Raw genomic sequence first — 14,410 nt, 5'->3', positions numbered from 1 at the left:
GGTCAGTGCTCCGCGCGGGCCGGGGGCGGCGTCTCGGCGACGGCGGCCGGGGACTCGGGGATCAGCCGGTAGCCGACGCCCCGGACGGCCTCGACCAGGCCGGGCAGGGCGAGCTTGGTGCGCAGCGAACCGATGTGCACCTCAAGGGTGCGGCCGTTGCCCTCCCAGCCGCTGCGCCAGACCTCGCTGAAGATCTGCTCGCGGCGGTAGACCACGCCGGGGCTCTGGGCGAGCAGCGCCAGCAGGTCGAACTCCTTGCGGGTGAGCGGCACGTCCCGGCCGTCCACGCTGACCCGGCGGCGCTCGCGGTCGATCACGATGCCGCGGGACTCCAGCGGGCCGCGCTGCTGCGGCACGGCGTCCGGCGCGGGGGCGGCGACGGCGGCGGGCGCGGTGCCGCGGCGGGCCACGGCGTGGATCCGGGCGAGCAGCTCGCCCATGTCGTAGGGCTTGGTGACGTAGTCGTCGGCGCCGAGGTTGAGGCCGTGGATCCGGGAGCGGATGTCGGCGCGCGCGGTCACCATGATCACCGGTACGCCGCTGCCGGCGCGGATCCGGCTGCACACCTCGAAACCGTCGCGGTCGGGCAGTCCGAGGTCGAGCAGGACCACCCGGTAGGGCTCGTTGCCGTCCGGTACCAGCGCGTCGAGCGCCTCGTGGCCGCTGCGGGCGTGTCTGACCTGGAAACCGTGCCGGCCCAGCACCGCGACGAGTGCCGCGGCCACGCGTTCGTCGTCCTCCACGAGCAGTAGTCGCATCTCGGTTCTTCCTCCTCTCCCCGACGTTCCCGGGGGTCTTCTCGTGGTCGCCACGGCCCCCCTCCCGGGCAGGTCCCGGTCCTGCGCAGTATGGGCCAGCCGGGGCCCGGGCGCCAGGCTCGACCGGCCGCCGGAACCCGGTGGGACGGGGAGCGGCGGGGCGGGCGCCCGCTGTCACCGCGGCCCGGCGGGGCCGTCACAGGGGGCGCCGGACGCTGTCACTGTGCCCGTACAGGGCCCCGGTGAACAGTCCGCACCCGTCGTGTGGCCGGATCGTGATCCTCAAGTTCCGCTCAGATCGGCTGACGTGACACCGTCAGGGCTCCTATGGTCAGCCCACCGAGGGCTGCGGCTCCGCCGGCCGCGGCCCTCGGGATTCCTACCACCATTGCCGCCCAAGGGAGTTCGCCTCTCCTGGGCCGACACGAGGGAGCAGGCGCGATGACCACGAGCCTCACCAAGGACTCCCGCGCCGACGCCGCTCCTCTGGTGGTCCTGCGCAATGTGAACAAGCACTTCGGCGCACTGCACGTGCTCCAGGACATCGACCTGGAGATCGCCCAGGGCGAGGTGGTGGTCCTGATCGGGCCCTCCGGCTCGGGCAAGTCCACGCTCTGCCGGACGATCAACCGGCTGGAGACCATCGACTCCGGCACGATCTCCATCGACGGCCGCCCGCTGCCCGCCGAGGGCCGGGAGCTCGCCCGGCTGCGGGCCGAGGTCGGCATGGTGTTCCAGAGCTTCAACCTGTTCGCGCACAAGACCGTGCTGGAGAACGTGGTGATCGGGCAGGTCAAGGTCCGCGGCATCGCCCGGGACCAGGCCGTGCGGACCGCCCGGGAGCTGCTGGAGCGGGTCGGCGTCGCCGCGCAGGCCGACAAGTTCCCGGCCCAGCTGTCCGGCGGGCAGCAGCAGCGCGTCGCGATCGCCCGGGCGCTGGCGATGAACCCCAAGGTGATGCTCTTCGACGAGCCCACCTCGGCGCTCGACCCCGAGATGATCAACGAGGTGCTGGAGGTCATGCGCCAGCTGGCCGCCGACGGCATGACGATGGTCGTCGTCACCCACGAGATGGGCTTCGCCCGCTCCGCCGCCAACCGGGTGCTCTTCATGGCCGACGGCCGGATCGTCGAGCAGAACACCCCCGAGGCCTTCTTCACGGCGCCCCGGTCGGACCGCGCCAAGGACTTCCTCTCGAAGATCCTGCACCACTGACCCGCCGGGCCGGCTCCGGCCGGCGGCGGCACGGGCGCCGCCGCCGGCCCGCCTGCCGCAAACGAACTTCCCTCCGCCAGAGCCCGGTTGAACCGTGGCCAAGCCCCAGGAGAGCTACCCTCATGAGGACTCGTCGCACCTTCGCCGTCGCGCTCTGTGCCGTCGCGCTCACCGCCACCGCCGCCTGCGGAAAGGACGGCACGCCGGGCGCCGACAAGGCGAGCTCCGGCAGCAGCTCCGCGCCGGCCCTGCCCACCTACGCCGTGAAGTCCGACGTCAAGGTGGACTCGCCCGCCCTGGCCGAGGCGAGGAAGCGCGGCCAGCTGATCATCGGCGCCAAGTCCGACCAGCCGTTCCTCGGCTGGGAGGACCTCGCCACCAACGACCGCAGCGGCTTCGACATCGAGATCGCCAAGATGGTCGCCGCCGACCTCGGCTTCACGCCGCAGCAGATCAAGTGGCAGACCCTGGTCTCCTCGCAGCGCGAGCCCGCGATCTCCAAGGGCCAGATCGACTTCTACGTCGGCACCTACAGCATCAACGACGAGCGCAAGAAGTCCGTCTCCTTCGCCGGCCCGTACTACATCGCCGGCCAGGACCTGCTGGTGAAGTCCGACAACACCACGATCACCGGCCCGGAGTCGGTCAACGGCAAGAACGTCTGCACCGCCACCGGCTCCACCTCGATCAAGAACATCCAGCAGTACTCGCCGAAGATCACCCAGTTCGACACCTACTCGGCCTGCGTCGAGAAGCTGATGTCCGGCGAGGTCGACGCGGTCACCACCGACGACGCCATCCTCAAGGGCTACGCCTCCAAGTACGCGCCCAAGCTCAAGGTGGTCGGCAAGCCGTTCACCAAGGAGAACTACGGCGTCGGCCTGAACAAGGACGACAAGGCGCTCCGCGACGCGATCAGCGACGCGCTCAAGGCCCACCAGGACAACGGCGACTGGAAGAAGGCCTACGACGCCACCCTCGGCCTCTCCGGCTCGACCGCCCCGCAGCCGCCGGCCCTGGAGCGCTACTGACCTCCGGTCGCCGCCGGCCCCGTCCGGCGGCGACCACCCTCCCCCGGACCACCTGAATCACCGACCCCCTGAGAGGAGGGCCGCCGGATGGGATTCCTGTTCGAGGACGGCAACTTCGCGCTGTTCCGCGACGGCTTCCTGCAGACGATCGAGCTGAGCGCGCTCAGCGCGCTGCTCGCCCTGCTGCTGGGCACCCTGCTGGCGGCCTTCCGGGTCTCCCCCGTCCCGGTGCTGCGCGGCTTCGGCACGGCCTGGGTGACGCTCTTCCGCAACACCCCGCTCACCCTGCTGTTCTTCGCCGTGACGTTCGGGCTCCCGCCGCTCGGCGTGCACTTCGACCACCTCACCTTCGCGGTGCTGGCCCTCGGCGGGTACACCGCCGCGTTCGTCTGCGAGGTGCTGCGCTCGGGCATCAACACCGTGCCCCTCGGCCAGGCCGAGGCCGCCCGCAGCCTCGGCATGACCTTCGGCCAGACCCTCACCCAGATCGTCCTGCCGCAGGCGGCGCGGACCGTACTGGCCCCGATGAGCAGCGTCTTCATCGCCCTGCCGAGGAACTCGGCGATCGCCGGCGCGTTCAGCGTCAGCGAGCTGTACAGCGCGCAGCAGACGTTCTCCGAGGACGGCTACTCGATCTTCGCGATCTTCTTCTGGGTGGCCTGCGCCTATCTCGCGATCAGCGCCACCATCGCCCTGCTGTTCCGCTTCCTGGAGACCCGACTGGCGGTGGCCCGATGATCTCCCTCTTCACCCGCCCCTCCACGGCCAGCGTCCTCTACGACGCCCCCGGCCCGCGGGCCCGTTCCCGCTACCGCGCGTTCGGCGTCCTGTCGCTGCTCGCGATCGCCGGCCTGCTCTGGTACGCCGTCACGGCGCTCGCCGACAACGGCCAGTTCGAGGCCGAGCTCTGGGACGCGTTCGCGTACAACACCATCCAGCAGCGGATCGTCGACGGCCTGCTGGCCACCGTGGAGGCCTTCGCGCTGGCCGCCGTGGGCTCGCTCGCCCTGGGCGCGCTGCTCGCCGCCGGACAGCTCTCCGACCACCGGCCGGTGCGCTGGGCGGCCGTCTCCTTCGTCCAGTTCTTCCGGGCGATGCCGCTGCTGATCCTGATCGTCGCGCTCTACTACGCCTTCTTCGCCAAGGAGCCGATGTGGGCCCTGGTGCTCGGGCTCACCCTCTACAACGGCTCGGTCCAGGCCGAGATCATCCGCAGCGGCGTCAACGCCGTCCCGCGGGGCCAGGGAGAGGCCGGATACGCGCTCGGCCTGCGCAAGAGTCAGGTGATGACCACCATCCTGGTCCCGCAGGCGGTCCGCTCGATGCTGCCCACGATGATCGGCCAGCTGGTCGTCACCCTCAAGGACACGTCGCTCGGCTTCATCATCACCTACCCCGAGCTGTTGTTCGTCGGCAAGGCCATCGCCACCCAGCCGCTCAATGCCGCGGGCTTCCCCTACATCCCCGTGGTGCTGGTGATCGGGCCGATCTACATCGCGATGTGCCTGCTGCTCACCGCGCTCGCCCGGTGGATCGAGGCACGTGGCCGACGCGGCGCGAACCGGCGCACTTCAGCTGCTGCTTGACGGACACGCAGGTGAACTGTTGCATTGCTCTTCGTGACACCATCCGGGAGCATCCACGCGGCATATGACGCCACCCCGTCGACCTGCCCCTGCCCGGAGGTCCCCGGCCGCGCCGCACCGGACCGTCCGTGCCCGGAGGTCCCGGCATGGACCCGGTGATCGTGGTCGGGGCCGGGCCGGTCGGCCTGGCCCTGGCCCTCGCCCTCGCCCGGCACGAGGTGCCGACCGTCGTCCTCGACGAGGGCTCCGGGCTCTCCCCCGAGAGCCCGCGCAGCGTCGTCCTCGGCGCCGACACCGCCGCCCTCCTGAGCCGGATCGGCTACCCCCGGGCCGTCGCCGACGCCGCCCGGTGGGACGCCTTCACCATCTGGCGACGCCGCCAGGAGGTGCTCCGGATCGACCTCGCCGACACCCCGGTCCTGCACCTGCCCCAGCACCGGCTCCAGCGCGGCCTGCGGGACGCCCTCACCGGCACCCCCCTGGTCAGGCTGGTCCCGCTCAGCCGGGTCACCCGGCTCGACCAGGACCGCGACGGCGTCAGCGTCCACACCCGCAACCCGCAGGACGGCACCGAGACCTGGTGGCGCGGCAGCCACCTCGTCGGCTGCGACGGCGCCCGGTCCACCGTCCGCAAGCTCCTGAAGATCCGCTTCCCCGGCCGCCCGGCCGTCGACCGCAGCGCCATCGCCACCGTCCGGGTCGACCTGCCGTTCACCGAGCCCCGGCTGCACCGCGAGCCCCCGTGGCGCGGCGACCGCGAGGCCTCCGCCCGCCCGCTGCCGCACGGCGTCTGGCGGCTGGACTGGCGGCTGCCCCCCGGCCGGCCGGCACCCGCCGAGACGGTCGACCCGCACGCCACCTGGCCCGGCATCGTCACCGGCGACACCCTGCTCACCCGGGTCACCGCCACGCTCACCGGCTGGTGCGGCGAGCTCCCCCGCTTCGACCTGCTCGCCGCCGCCGACCACACCGCCCAGCAGCGGCTGGCCGCCCGCTTCCGCAGCGGCCGCTGCTTCCTCGCCGGCGACGCCGCCCACCTGCACGGCGCACTCGGCATGCAGAACCTCGCCGACGGCCTGCGCGACGCCGACAACCTGGCCTGGCGGCTCTCCCTCGCGTGGCACCTCCACTCCGGCGGCCCCCAGCCCGGCGGATCCCTCCTCGACGGGTACGAGTCCGAGCGGCGCGGCGCGGTCGGCGCCCGGCTGCGCGCGGTCGACCAGGCCATGCCACTGCTGCGCCCGCTGCGCGGCTGGCAGGCCACCCGCCGCTCGCTCTTCACCGGCTCGTTCCGCAAGCACGCGCCGATGCTCGCCGACGGCCAGTTGGGCACCGGCCGGTTCGGCGGCGTCCCCGCCTACCCGGCGGCCCCCTCCGGCGTGCCCGGCCGGGTCCCGGTCCAGCGCGGCGCGCGCGGCACCACCACGCTCAGCGAACTGCTGCCCGCCACCGCCCCCGGCGTGCTCGTCCCGGACCTGCCGGTACTCGCCGCCGACGGCGCCCCGGACCAGTTGCACGCCCGCCTCGGCACCCACTTCCTGCTGCTGCTGGTCGCCCCCGGTACCACCGTCTGGTCCGCCGAGCACTGGCTGGGAGCCGGTCTGATGCCCCGGCTGGCCGAGGTCGCCGCGTCGCTGCCGGTGCCGGCCGAGGTCCTGGTCACCGAGGCCTACCCGGGGGCCGGACCGCACACCGTCCTGCTGATCCGGCCCGACGGACACCTGGTCGGGGTCACCCGGGGCGCAGCGGCCGAGGACCTCCGGGCCCTGGCCGACGGGGCCCGGGGCGGTCCGGCCTCGCTGACCGGCGGAGAGACCGAGCCCGAGGCCGTCACCGAGCCCGACGCCGAGCCCCGGCCAGGAGCCGGTTCCGCGGCCGAGCCCGCGGCCGGGTCGGAGCCCGAGCCGGCCGCCGAACCTAGCGGGCCACCTCGGTGACGCGGCTCTCCCGGACCACCGTGACCCGGATCTGACCCGGATAGGTCAGCTCATCGGAGACCTTCCTGGCGACCTCACGGGCGATCACCTGCGCCCCGAGGTCGTCCACCACCTCCGGCCGGACCATCACCCGGACCTCCCGGCCGGCCTGCATCGCGTACACCGCGGCCACGCCGTCGTGCGCCCGGGCGATCTCCTCCAACCGCTCCAGCCGGCGCACGTACGTCTCCGACGACTCCCTGCGCGCGCCGGGCCGACCGCCCGAACAGGCGTCGGCCGCCTGGGTGAGCACCGCCTCGACGGTCCGCGGATCCACCTCCCCGTGGTGCGCCGCTATCGCGTGCACCACGTCCGCCGACTCGCCGTGCCGCCGGGCGAGGTCCGCACCGACCGCCGCGTGGCTGCCCTCCACCTCGTGGCTGAGCGCCTTGCCGATGTCGTGCAGCAGCGCCGCGCGGCGCACCGGTTCCGGGTCCACCCCCAGCTCGGCGGCCATCAGCCCGGCCAGGTGCGCCGACTCCACCAGGTGGCCCAGTACGTTCTGCCCGTACGAGGCGCGGTAGCGCAGCGTGCCGAGGGTGCGGACCAGGTCCGGATGCATCCCGCCGATCCGCACGGCCAGCAGCGCGTCCTCGCCGGCCCGCACGCAGCGCCGCTCGACCTCCTCACGGCTGCGCTCGTGGACGTGCTCGATCCGCAACGGGTGGATCCGGCCGTCCTCGACGAGGTGCTCCAGGGTGAGCCGGGCCGCCTCCCGGCGGACCGGGTCGAAGCAGGAGAGCTGCACCACCGCCGGGGTGTCGTCGATGATCAGGTTGACGCCCGTGACGGCCTCGAACGTCCGGATGTTCCGGCCCTCACGCCCGATCACCCGGCCCTTCATCTCCTCGTTCGGCAGCCGGAACGACGACACCGCGGTCTCGGCGGTCTGTTCGGCCGCCAGCCGCTGGATCGCCCCGGCGACGATCCCCCGGGCCCGTTGCTCACCCTCGTCGCGGGCCTCGCGCTCGATCTCCCGGACGGTGACCGCCGCCTCCCGGCGGGCCTCGGACGCCGCCTCGCGGACGAGTTCGGCGCGGGCCTGGTCCGCCGACAGCCCGGCGGTCCGCTCCAGTTCCTCGGCCCGGCGGCGGACCAGTGCCGCCGCCTCGCCCCGGGCCTGCTCCAACGCGGCCGAGCGTTCGGCCAGTTCGCCCTCGCGCGTCCGGAGCCGGTCGAGCTCCTCGGTCAACCGCTCCTCGCGCCGGTCGAGTTCGGCCCGGAGCCGGGCGGCCTGCTGCTCCGCCCGCTGCCTGGTCCGCTCGGTCTCGGCGGCGTCCCGACGCCGCACGTGCCGCAGACGCCCGACGGTCAGCCGGACCGCCACTCCGACGACGGCCACCACGGCGACGGCCGGCAGGACCGCCACCAGCGAGGAGGTGGCCGATCCGGCACTCACCGCGATCCTCATCCTGCCCACTCCCCGTCCCGTGGCGGCACGACGCCCGGGACCAACCGCGCGGCCGGTCCCGGACCTGCCTGGTCACGGACGCGACCGGGCGACCGGCCGGGGGCGGCCGAGGAATGATCGATGTGCTCCCGCACTGAGTGCGAGGCTAAGCGCGGGTCACGAAACGGTCAAGACTGGCTTGGTAGTCGGCCGACTCCACGTTCCGCCCGGAGCCGACCGGGCGTCAGTCCCGGGCGTCAGTCCCAGGCGTCGGACGGTCCGTCCCCGTCCGTTCCGGCGTCCACCGACTCCGCGGGCTCCTCCTCGTCCAACGCCGCGCGGACCACCCGGAAGGCCAGGCCCTCGGAGTAGCCGCGCCGGGCCAGCATGCCGACCAGCCGGCGCGTCCGGGCCTGCCGCTCCAGGCCCCGGGTGGTCCGGAGCCGGCGGTCGACCAGGGCCCGGGCCGCCTCGGTCTCGTCGTCGTGGTCGAGCTGGGCGAGGGCCTGCTCGGCCTGCTCCCCGGTCACTCCCCTGGTCCGCAGCTCCTGGGCCAGCGCCCGACGGGAGAGTCCGCGGACGGCGTGCCGGGATTCCACCCACGCCCGGGCGAAGGCCGCGTCGTCGATCAGACCGACCTCCTCCAGCCGGGTCAGCACCTCCTCGGTGACCTCGTCCGGGATCTCCCGTTTGCGCAGGGCGTCGGCGAGCTGTTTGCGGCTCTTGGCCGCGCCGGTGAGCAGCCGCAGGCAGATGTCCCGTGCCCGCGTCGCGGGGTCGACGGACTCCTCCGCCCGGGAGCGTCGGGGCGCGTCGGTGCCCGGCGCCTCGCTCGGCTCCGACCGCCCGGCCCGCCCACGGGACCGCCGCCCGGACGCGGGCCGCCCGGCGGAGGGCGCTGCGGTCCGGGCCGCTGCAGATCGGGCCGGGGCGGCCACACCCCCGTGACCGGCCGCCCCGGCCCGGCTCTCCCCGGCACCGGGGCCGGAGCTCTCCTCCTCCAGCGCCGAACGGCGACGGCGCCGCCCTGCGGGCAGCTCGGAGGCCGTGACCAACCCGAGGTCGCCCGCGTCCGCCGGGCCGTCCGCCGCTGCTCGACCGGACGGCCGCCGGTCCGCCGCCCGGGCCGGCGGCGGTGCTGCCGGCGCGGGGTCGGCCACGGCCGCGAACCAGTCCGGCGGGCCGTCGTCATCGTCGTCCGGGCCGTCCACCGGCGCGCTGCCCGCCGGCCCACTGTGCTGCATCAACGGATCAGGCCTTGGCGGCCGCCGCCGTCTTCTTCGCCGCGGCCGTCTTGGCGGCGGTCGCGGTGATCGGCTTGGCCCCGCCCTCGGCGGTGTCCGCAGCCTCGGCCTCGACCGGCTCCGCCGTCTTCGGGCCGATGCCGAGCTTGCTCTTGATCTTCCGCTCGATCTCGTCGGCCAGCTGCGGGTTGTCCTTCAGGAAGTTGCGGGCGTTCTCCTTGCCCTGGCCGAGCTGGTCGCCCTCGTAGGTGTACCAGGCACCCGACTTGCGGATGAAGCCGTGCTCGACGCCCATGTCGATCAGACCGCCCTCGCGGCTGATGCCCACGCCGTAGAGGATGTCGAACTCGGCCTGCTTGAACGGCGCGGCGACCTTGTTCTTGACGACCTTGACCCGGGTGCGGTTACCGACCGCCTCGGTGCCGTCCTTCAGGGTCTCGATCCGGCGGATGTCGAGACGGACCGAGGCGTAGAACTTCAGCGCGCGGCCACCGGTCGTGGTCTCCGGCGAGCCGAACATGACGCCGATCTTCTCGCGCAGCTGGTTGATGAACACCGCGGTGGTGTTCGACTGGTTCAGCGCACCGGCGATCTTCCGCAGTGCCTGGCTCATCAGCCGGGCCTGCAGGCCGACGTGCGAGTCGCCCATCTCGCCCTCGATCTCCGCGCGCGGGACCAGCGCGGCGACCGAGTCGATGATCACCAGGTCGATCGCGCCGGAGCGGATCAGCATGTCGGTGATCTCCAGCGCCTGCTCGCCGGTGTCCGGCTGGCTGACCAGCAGGGCGTCGGTGTCCACGCCGAGCTTCTTGGCGTAGTCCGGGTCGAGCGCGTGCTCCGCGTCGACGAAGGCGACCGTGCCGCCGGCCCGCTGGGCGTTGGCCGCCAGGTGCAGGGTCAGCGTGGTCTTGCCGGAGGACTCGGGGCCGTAGATCTCCACCACCCGGCCGCGCGGGATGCCGCCGACGCCGAGGGCGACGTCCAGGGCGGTGGACCCGGTGGGGATCACGTCGATCGGCTCGTTGGCCTTCTCGCCCAGGCGCATCACCGAGCCCTTGCCGAACTGCCGCTCGATCTGGGCGAGTGCGGTCTCAAGAGCCTTCTCGCGGTCCGTGCCTGCCATGGCTTCCACCCTCGGGTTCTGTGCTGTGCGCTTCATCGTCATCGACGCTAGCGCGTCCCACTGACAATCGACCCTGACCGGGCTCGGCCTGGGGAAAACTCTTCGCCGGAGAGTACAAAGAACAAGTGTTCGATTCAAGCCGAAGCCGTTCGGCCTACTCGCCCCGCTTCCCCCCGCCCTCCTTGCCGTCCCCTCCCTTCGGTCCCTGACCGGCACCGGGCCCCGCGCCGGTGCCCCGGTCCGACCCGGCGCCCTTGTTCGACCCGGTGTCCTTGTTCGAGCCGGCGCCCTTGCCCGCGGCGCCGTCCGACCCCCCGCCGACCATCCGCCGCAGCCGGCGGGCCGCCTCCCGGCGCAGCGCCCGCCGCATCCGGCGCTGCTCGCCCCGGTCGATCCGCGGGTCGGTCGCCACCTCGTAGCGGCGCACGTACGTCCCCACGAAGCCCTGCAGGGTGGCCGCCGCCGGGATGGCGATGAGCGCGCCGACCGCGCCGAGCAGCGCGGCCCCGGCGATCACCGAACCGAACGCCACCGCCGGGTGGACGTCCACCGTCTTCGCCGTGATCCGCGGGTGCAGGAGGTAGTTCTCGATCTGCTGGTAGACCACCACGAACGCCAGCACCCAGAGTGCGTCCACCGGCTCCACGGTGAGCGCCACCAGCACCGGCAGGGCCCCCGCCAGGTAGGTGCCGATGGTCGGCACGAACTGCGACATGACGCCGACCCAGATCGCCAGCGCGGCCGCGTACGGCAGGTCCACCACGGCGAACATCACCCAGTGCGCGAACGTCGACGCCACGGCGAGCAGCGCCCTGGAGTAGAGGTAGCCGCCGGTCTTGGCCAGCGCGATCTCCCAGGCCCGCAGCACCTCGCCCTGCTTGGCGGGCGGCAGCAGCGAACAGACGGTCCGTCGCACCCGGGGGCCGTCGGCGGTGAAGTAGAAGGTGAAGAGGCCGACGGTGAAGGCCTGGAACAGCCCGCCGATCAGGGTCGAGGAGACGCCCCAGACGTTGTCGGCGGCCTGCTGGGCGTAGGTCTCGATGGCGCCGGAGTCCTTGAGCAGCTTCTTCTGCAGCTCGTCCAGCGAGAGGTCCTGGTTGAAGGTCCGGTTGATCCAGTCGATCAGGCTGTCGAGCAGGTGCGGCAGGTCCCCCGCGATCTTCGCCACCTGGTCGACCAGCAGGGTGCCGAGCGCGGCCAGGAAACCGCCCACCGCGATCGCCACCGCGACGAAGACCAGGAAGGTGCCGACCCCCCGGCGCACCCCGCGGGCCGCCATCCGGTCGACCGCCGGCTCCAGGGCCAAGGACAGGAAGAAGGAGACCAGCAGCATCACGAAGAGGTCGATCAGCTGGTGGAACGCCCAGTCGGCGAGCTGGAACAGCCCGACCATGAGCAGTGCCAGCACCATGGCCCGGGGCAGCCAGCGCGGCATCCCGGAACCCCAGAGACCGTCGGCGGCGGTCCGGGGCGGCGAGGCGGGCGGGGAGCCCGCGGCCTCGTCGGCGACCTGCGCCGACCTGTCCGAATTCTGCGGTTCTGCACTGCTTTTCACCCGCACAGTCTGACCCATGCCCGACGCCCGTTCGAGCATCGGGCCGGAATCAGCGGAGGACCGCGGAGACTCCCTGGGTCTCGCAGACCACCCGCCAGACGTCCTTGGCCTCCCAGCCCGCCTCCAGCGCCTGCCGGACCGTCCGACCGCCCAGCTCGCTCATCACGTGGTCGGTCGCGAAGGACTCGGCGTACACCTCGCCGAAGTGTGCGTGCATCCGCCGCCAGAACTCCGTCAGCCTCATGCCCACCAGTATCCCGGACCGGCCCGCCGTCAGGCCCGCCGGTCCGCCGCCACCAGTGCGTACTCGACCTCGCCGTACTCACTGCCCGGGATCGCCTCGGGGTAATCCTCGTGGAAGGTCCGGACGTAGGAGAGCCCGGACTTCTCCATCACCCGCCGCGATCCGTGGTTGACCGCCATCGTGTAGGCCACCACGCGCTCCACCCCGAGCTCGGTGAATCCCCGGTGGATCAGCGCCCGGGCGCCCTCGGTGGCGTAGCCGTGCCCCCAGGCCGCGCGCCGCAGGCGGTATCCGAGCTCGACCTCGGTGCGGTCGCCGTCCGGCGGCCGGAACTCGAACCAGCCCAGGAAGGCCCCGCCCGTCCGCTCCTCGGCGGCCCACCAGCCGAGGTCGCCGTACCGGCGGTAGTGGTCGAAGTACAGCGGCAGCAGGGTGCTCTCGACGACCTCGCGCGGTGTGGCCCGGCCACCGGTGAGGTAGCGCATCACCTCGGGGTCGCCGTCCAGCTCCTCCAAGTGGTCGGCGTCGGCGGCGGTGAAGCGGCGCAGCACCAGCCGCTCGGTGGTGAGGAAGACCTCCATGCTCCGATCCTCACCCACCCCGCCCCGCCCGTCACCCGGTTTTCCGCACCTCACGCCCCCGGCCGCGCCCCCGGCACCCGCCGGGGACCCGCCCGCGACCTCGCCCCCGCGCGGCCCGCCCGCCGCGTCAGCGCGGCAGCGTCAGCGTCCCCGCCCCGTAGTACTGCCGGTCGCCGCAGGCGTGCGGGCCGGGCGGGCAGGCGGCCGCCGCGGTGGCGGCCAGCAGGTCGGCGAGCCGGTCGGCGTCCCAGTCCGGGTGGAGCGCGGCGGCCACCGCGACGGCGCCCGTGACGTGCGCGGCGGCCATCGAGGTGCCGGCCAGCGCGGCGTAGCGGTCGCCGGGCCAGTCGGAGACGACCGCCCCCTGGGCGCCGCCGTCCGGGTCGCCGCCTGGCGCGGCCAGCGAGACCCTGCCGCGCCCGTGGTTGGTGTACGCGGACGGACGCCCGTCCCGGTTGACGGCGGTCACCGTGACCACGCCGGGCAGCTCTCCGGGCAGCCGCACGCACTCGGGGCCGACGAACCGTGACTCCGCCGGGCCGGCGGTGCGGTCGTTCGGGCTGCGCTCGTCGGGGCGGGGGGCACCGAGGTCCTGGCCGTCGTTGCCCGCCGAGGCGACCACCACCGCACCCCGGCGGCGGGCGTAGTCGGCCGCCCGGCCGACGGCGGCGGTCAGCGCGGCCTGGTCGCGGTCGTCGGGGCAGTTGTACTTCCACGGGTCCGCGAAGTAGCTGTTGTTGATCGCCCTGGCGCCGTGGTCGGCGGCCCAGAGCATCCCGCAGACGATGTTCTCCGCGTAGTACTGGCCGAGCGGACCGAGCAGCCGGACCGCGGCGATCCGGACGCCCGGCGCGACCCCGCTCACGCCGCGGCCGTCCCGGGCGGCGCCGACGATCCCGGCGACGTGCGTGCCGTGGCCGCTCTCGCCGACCCCGTCGTCGGGCCGCCAGGCCCCGGTGCGGGCGTCCGGGCGGCCGTCGGCGCAGGAGGCGGAGGCCTTCGGGTCGACGGCGGCGCGCAGGTCGGGGTGGGTGTCGTCGACGCCGGAGTCCAGCACCGCGACGAGCACCTTGCCGAGGGCCCCGGCGGCGGGGGCGTCCGGGCCGCCCAGCAGGTTGGGGGTGGCGTCGCCGCCCGGGCCGGCGGCGGCGCCGAGCAGGGCGAGGTTCCAGGCGTCGCGCTCGCCCGGGTCGGCCACCGTGGCGGTGGTGTCGTCCCGGCCGTCCGCGCTCCCCGCCCGCACCGTTCCCGCGCCGAAGTCGCCGGCCCCGTCGAGCGACCGGGGCGGCCCCGGCACCGGCGCGGTCCTGGTCGCGCCGACCGCGGCCACCCCGGGCCGGTCCCTGACCTTGCCGGCGAAGCCCCCGGCGGCGTACGCGAGGACGGCGCCGATCTGCGGGTACTCCTGAACCACCTCTCCGCCGGCCGCCCGGGCCTCTCCCGCGGCCAGGGCGGCCCCGGCGGCGTCCGCCTGCTCGGCGAGGACCAGGTAGCTGAGGTACGACCGGCCGGGCCCGGAGACGTACGGCACGGCGCCGCCCACCACGAGCGCGGTGAGCAGCATGGCGAGCAGGACCCGGAAGGGGCCCCGCACCCGGCGCCGGGCGGCCGGGCCGGTACGGGCGGTCCGGACGGGGACGTGGACGGGACCGCGGCCGGACGGGTCCACCTGCGCCATGGCACGGTCTCCGCTCGTCGGTCCCGGTG

The 14,410-nt window shown here is 73.9% G+C and carries 13 protein-coding genes; 5 read left to right on the top strand and 8 right to left on the bottom strand.

Features of this window, described 5'->3' with window-relative positions:
• Positions 1-2: 2 nt before the first annotated feature.
• A complete protein-coding gene (locus ABZY91_RS06280) occupies positions 3-758 on the bottom strand; it encodes a response regulator transcription factor (protein WP_329882565.1) in 756 nt (251 codons plus the stop codon).
• Between the two features lie 441 nt (positions 759-1,199).
• Here ABZY91_RS06280 and ABZY91_RS06275 point away from each other — a divergent pair, with 441 nt between their 5' ends.
• From ABZY91_RS06275 to ABZY91_RS06255, 5 genes are all read left to right on the top strand, one after another.
• A complete protein-coding gene (locus ABZY91_RS06275) occupies positions 1,200-1,973 on the top strand; it encodes an amino acid ABC transporter ATP-binding protein (RefSeq protein WP_329882564.1) in 774 nt (257 codons plus the stop codon).
• Between the two features lie 122 nt (positions 1,974-2,095).
• Entirely contained in the window at positions 2,096-3,004 is a 909-nt protein-coding gene (locus ABZY91_RS06270) for a glutamate ABC transporter substrate-binding protein (protein ID WP_329882563.1), read from the top strand.
• Positions 3,005-3,091: 87 nt separating this feature from the next.
• Entirely contained in the window at positions 3,092-3,742 is a 651-nt protein-coding gene (locus ABZY91_RS06265) for an amino acid ABC transporter permease (protein WP_329882562.1), read from the top strand.
• Positions 3,739-4,590 carry an amino acid ABC transporter permease gene (locus tag ABZY91_RS06260; protein ID WP_329882561.1) on the top strand — a complete coding sequence of 284 codons (852 nt, stop codon included), beginning with the start codon at positions 3,739-3,741 and terminating at the stop codon, positions 4,588-4,590. The genes ABZY91_RS06265 and ABZY91_RS06260 overlap by 4 nt, the downstream gene beginning before the upstream one ends.
• 146 nt (positions 4,591-4,736) lie before the next feature.
• On the top strand, positions 4,737-6,527 hold the full coding sequence (locus ABZY91_RS06255) for an FAD-dependent monooxygenase (RefSeq protein ID WP_355400176.1): 1,791 nt from the start codon (positions 4,737-4,739) through the stop codon (positions 6,525-6,527).
• On the opposite strand, the gene rny is transcribed toward ABZY91_RS06255, so the two are convergent.
• The 7 genes from rny to ABZY91_RS06220 form a co-directional block, all read right to left on the bottom strand.
• Entirely contained in the window at positions 6,508-7,977 is a 1,470-nt protein-coding gene (gene rny / locus ABZY91_RS06250) for a ribonuclease Y (protein ID WP_355400174.1), read from the bottom strand. The genes ABZY91_RS06255 and rny overlap by 20 nt on opposite strands.
• A gap of 236 nt (positions 7,978-8,213) precedes the next feature.
• Complete coding sequence (locus tag ABZY91_RS06245; protein ID WP_355400172.1) at positions 8,214-9,200, bottom strand: regulatory protein RecX; 987 nt, start codon at positions 9,198-9,200, stop codon at positions 8,214-8,216.
• Positions 9,201-9,207: 7 nt separating this feature from the next.
• Positions 9,208-10,323, bottom strand: coding sequence for a recombinase RecA (gene recA, locus ABZY91_RS06240; RefSeq protein ID WP_329949980.1), 1,116 nt, complete (start codon positions 10,321-10,323; stop codon positions 9,208-9,210).
• Between the two features lie 154 nt (positions 10,324-10,477).
• Positions 10,478-11,758, bottom strand: a complete 1,281-nt coding sequence (locus tag ABZY91_RS06235; RefSeq protein WP_355400276.1) for an AI-2E family transporter — start codon at positions 11,756-11,758, stop codon at positions 10,478-10,480.
• Positions 11,759-11,927: 169 nt separating this feature from the next.
• Positions 11,928-12,122 (bottom strand): DUF3046 domain-containing protein, encoded by a 195-nt coding sequence (locus ABZY91_RS06230; protein WP_329949979.1) that lies wholly within the window; start codon positions 12,120-12,122, stop codon positions 11,928-11,930.
• A gap of 29 nt (positions 12,123-12,151) precedes the next feature.
• On the bottom strand, positions 12,152-12,703 hold the full coding sequence (locus tag ABZY91_RS06225; protein WP_329882554.1) for a GNAT family N-acetyltransferase: 552 nt from the start codon (positions 12,701-12,703) through the stop codon (positions 12,152-12,154).
• Positions 12,704-12,830: 127 nt separating this feature from the next.
• Entirely contained in the window at positions 12,831-14,381 is a 1,551-nt protein-coding gene (locus tag ABZY91_RS06220; RefSeq protein ID WP_355400169.1) for a S8 family serine peptidase, read from the bottom strand.
• Between the last annotated feature and the right edge of the window lie 29 nt (positions 14,382-14,410).

This window comes from Kitasatospora sp. NPDC002965 (genome assembly GCF_040611255.1).
In the GTDB taxonomy this organism is placed as follows: domain Bacteria; phylum Actinomycetota; class Actinomycetes; order Streptomycetales; family Streptomycetaceae; genus Kitasatospora.
This window is presented reverse-complemented; position numbering and strand designations above follow the sequence as displayed.

Coding starts and splice junctions, on each gene's coding strand:
- ABZY91_RS06280 (WP_329882565.1), bottom strand. CDS start 758: ATGCGACTACTGCTCGTGGAGGACGACGAACGCGTGGCCGCGGCACTC.
- ABZY91_RS06275 (WP_329882564.1), top strand. CDS start 1,200: ATGACCACGAGCCTCACCAAGGACTCCCGCGCCGACGCCGCTCCTCTG.
- ABZY91_RS06270 (WP_329882563.1), top strand. CDS start 2,096: ATGAGGACTCGTCGCACCTTCGCCGTCGCGCTCTGTGCCGTCGCGCTC.
- ABZY91_RS06265 (WP_329882562.1), top strand. CDS start 3,092: ATGGGATTCCTGTTCGAGGACGGCAACTTCGCGCTGTTCCGCGACGGC.
- ABZY91_RS06260 (WP_329882561.1), top strand. CDS start 3,739: ATGATCTCCCTCTTCACCCGCCCCTCCACGGCCAGCGTCCTCTACGAC.
- ABZY91_RS06255 (WP_355400176.1), top strand. CDS start 4,737: ATGGACCCGGTGATCGTGGTCGGGGCCGGGCCGGTCGGCCTGGCCCTG.
- rny (WP_355400174.1), bottom strand. CDS start 7,977: ATGAGGATCGCGGTGAGTGCCGGATCGGCCACCTCCTCGCTGGTGGCG.
- ABZY91_RS06245 (WP_355400172.1), bottom strand. CDS start 9,200: ATGCAGCACAGTGGGCCGGCGGGCAGCGCGCCGGTGGACGGCCCGGAC.
- recA (WP_329949980.1), bottom strand. CDS start 10,323: ATGGCAGGCACGGACCGCGAGAAGGCTCTTGAGACCGCACTCGCCCAG.
- ABZY91_RS06235 (WP_355400276.1), bottom strand. CDS start 11,758: ATGCCGCGCTGGCTGCCCCGGGCCATGGTGCTGGCACTGCTCATGGTC.
- ABZY91_RS06230 (WP_329949979.1), bottom strand. CDS start 12,122: ATGAGGCTGACGGAGTTCTGGCGGCGGATGCACGCACACTTCGGCGAG.
- ABZY91_RS06225 (WP_329882554.1), bottom strand. CDS start 12,703: ATGGAGGTCTTCCTCACCACCGAGCGGCTGGTGCTGCGCCGCTTCACC.
- ABZY91_RS06220 (WP_355400169.1), bottom strand. CDS start 14,381: ATGGCGCAGGTGGACCCGTCCGGCCGCGGTCCCGTCCACGTCCCCGTC.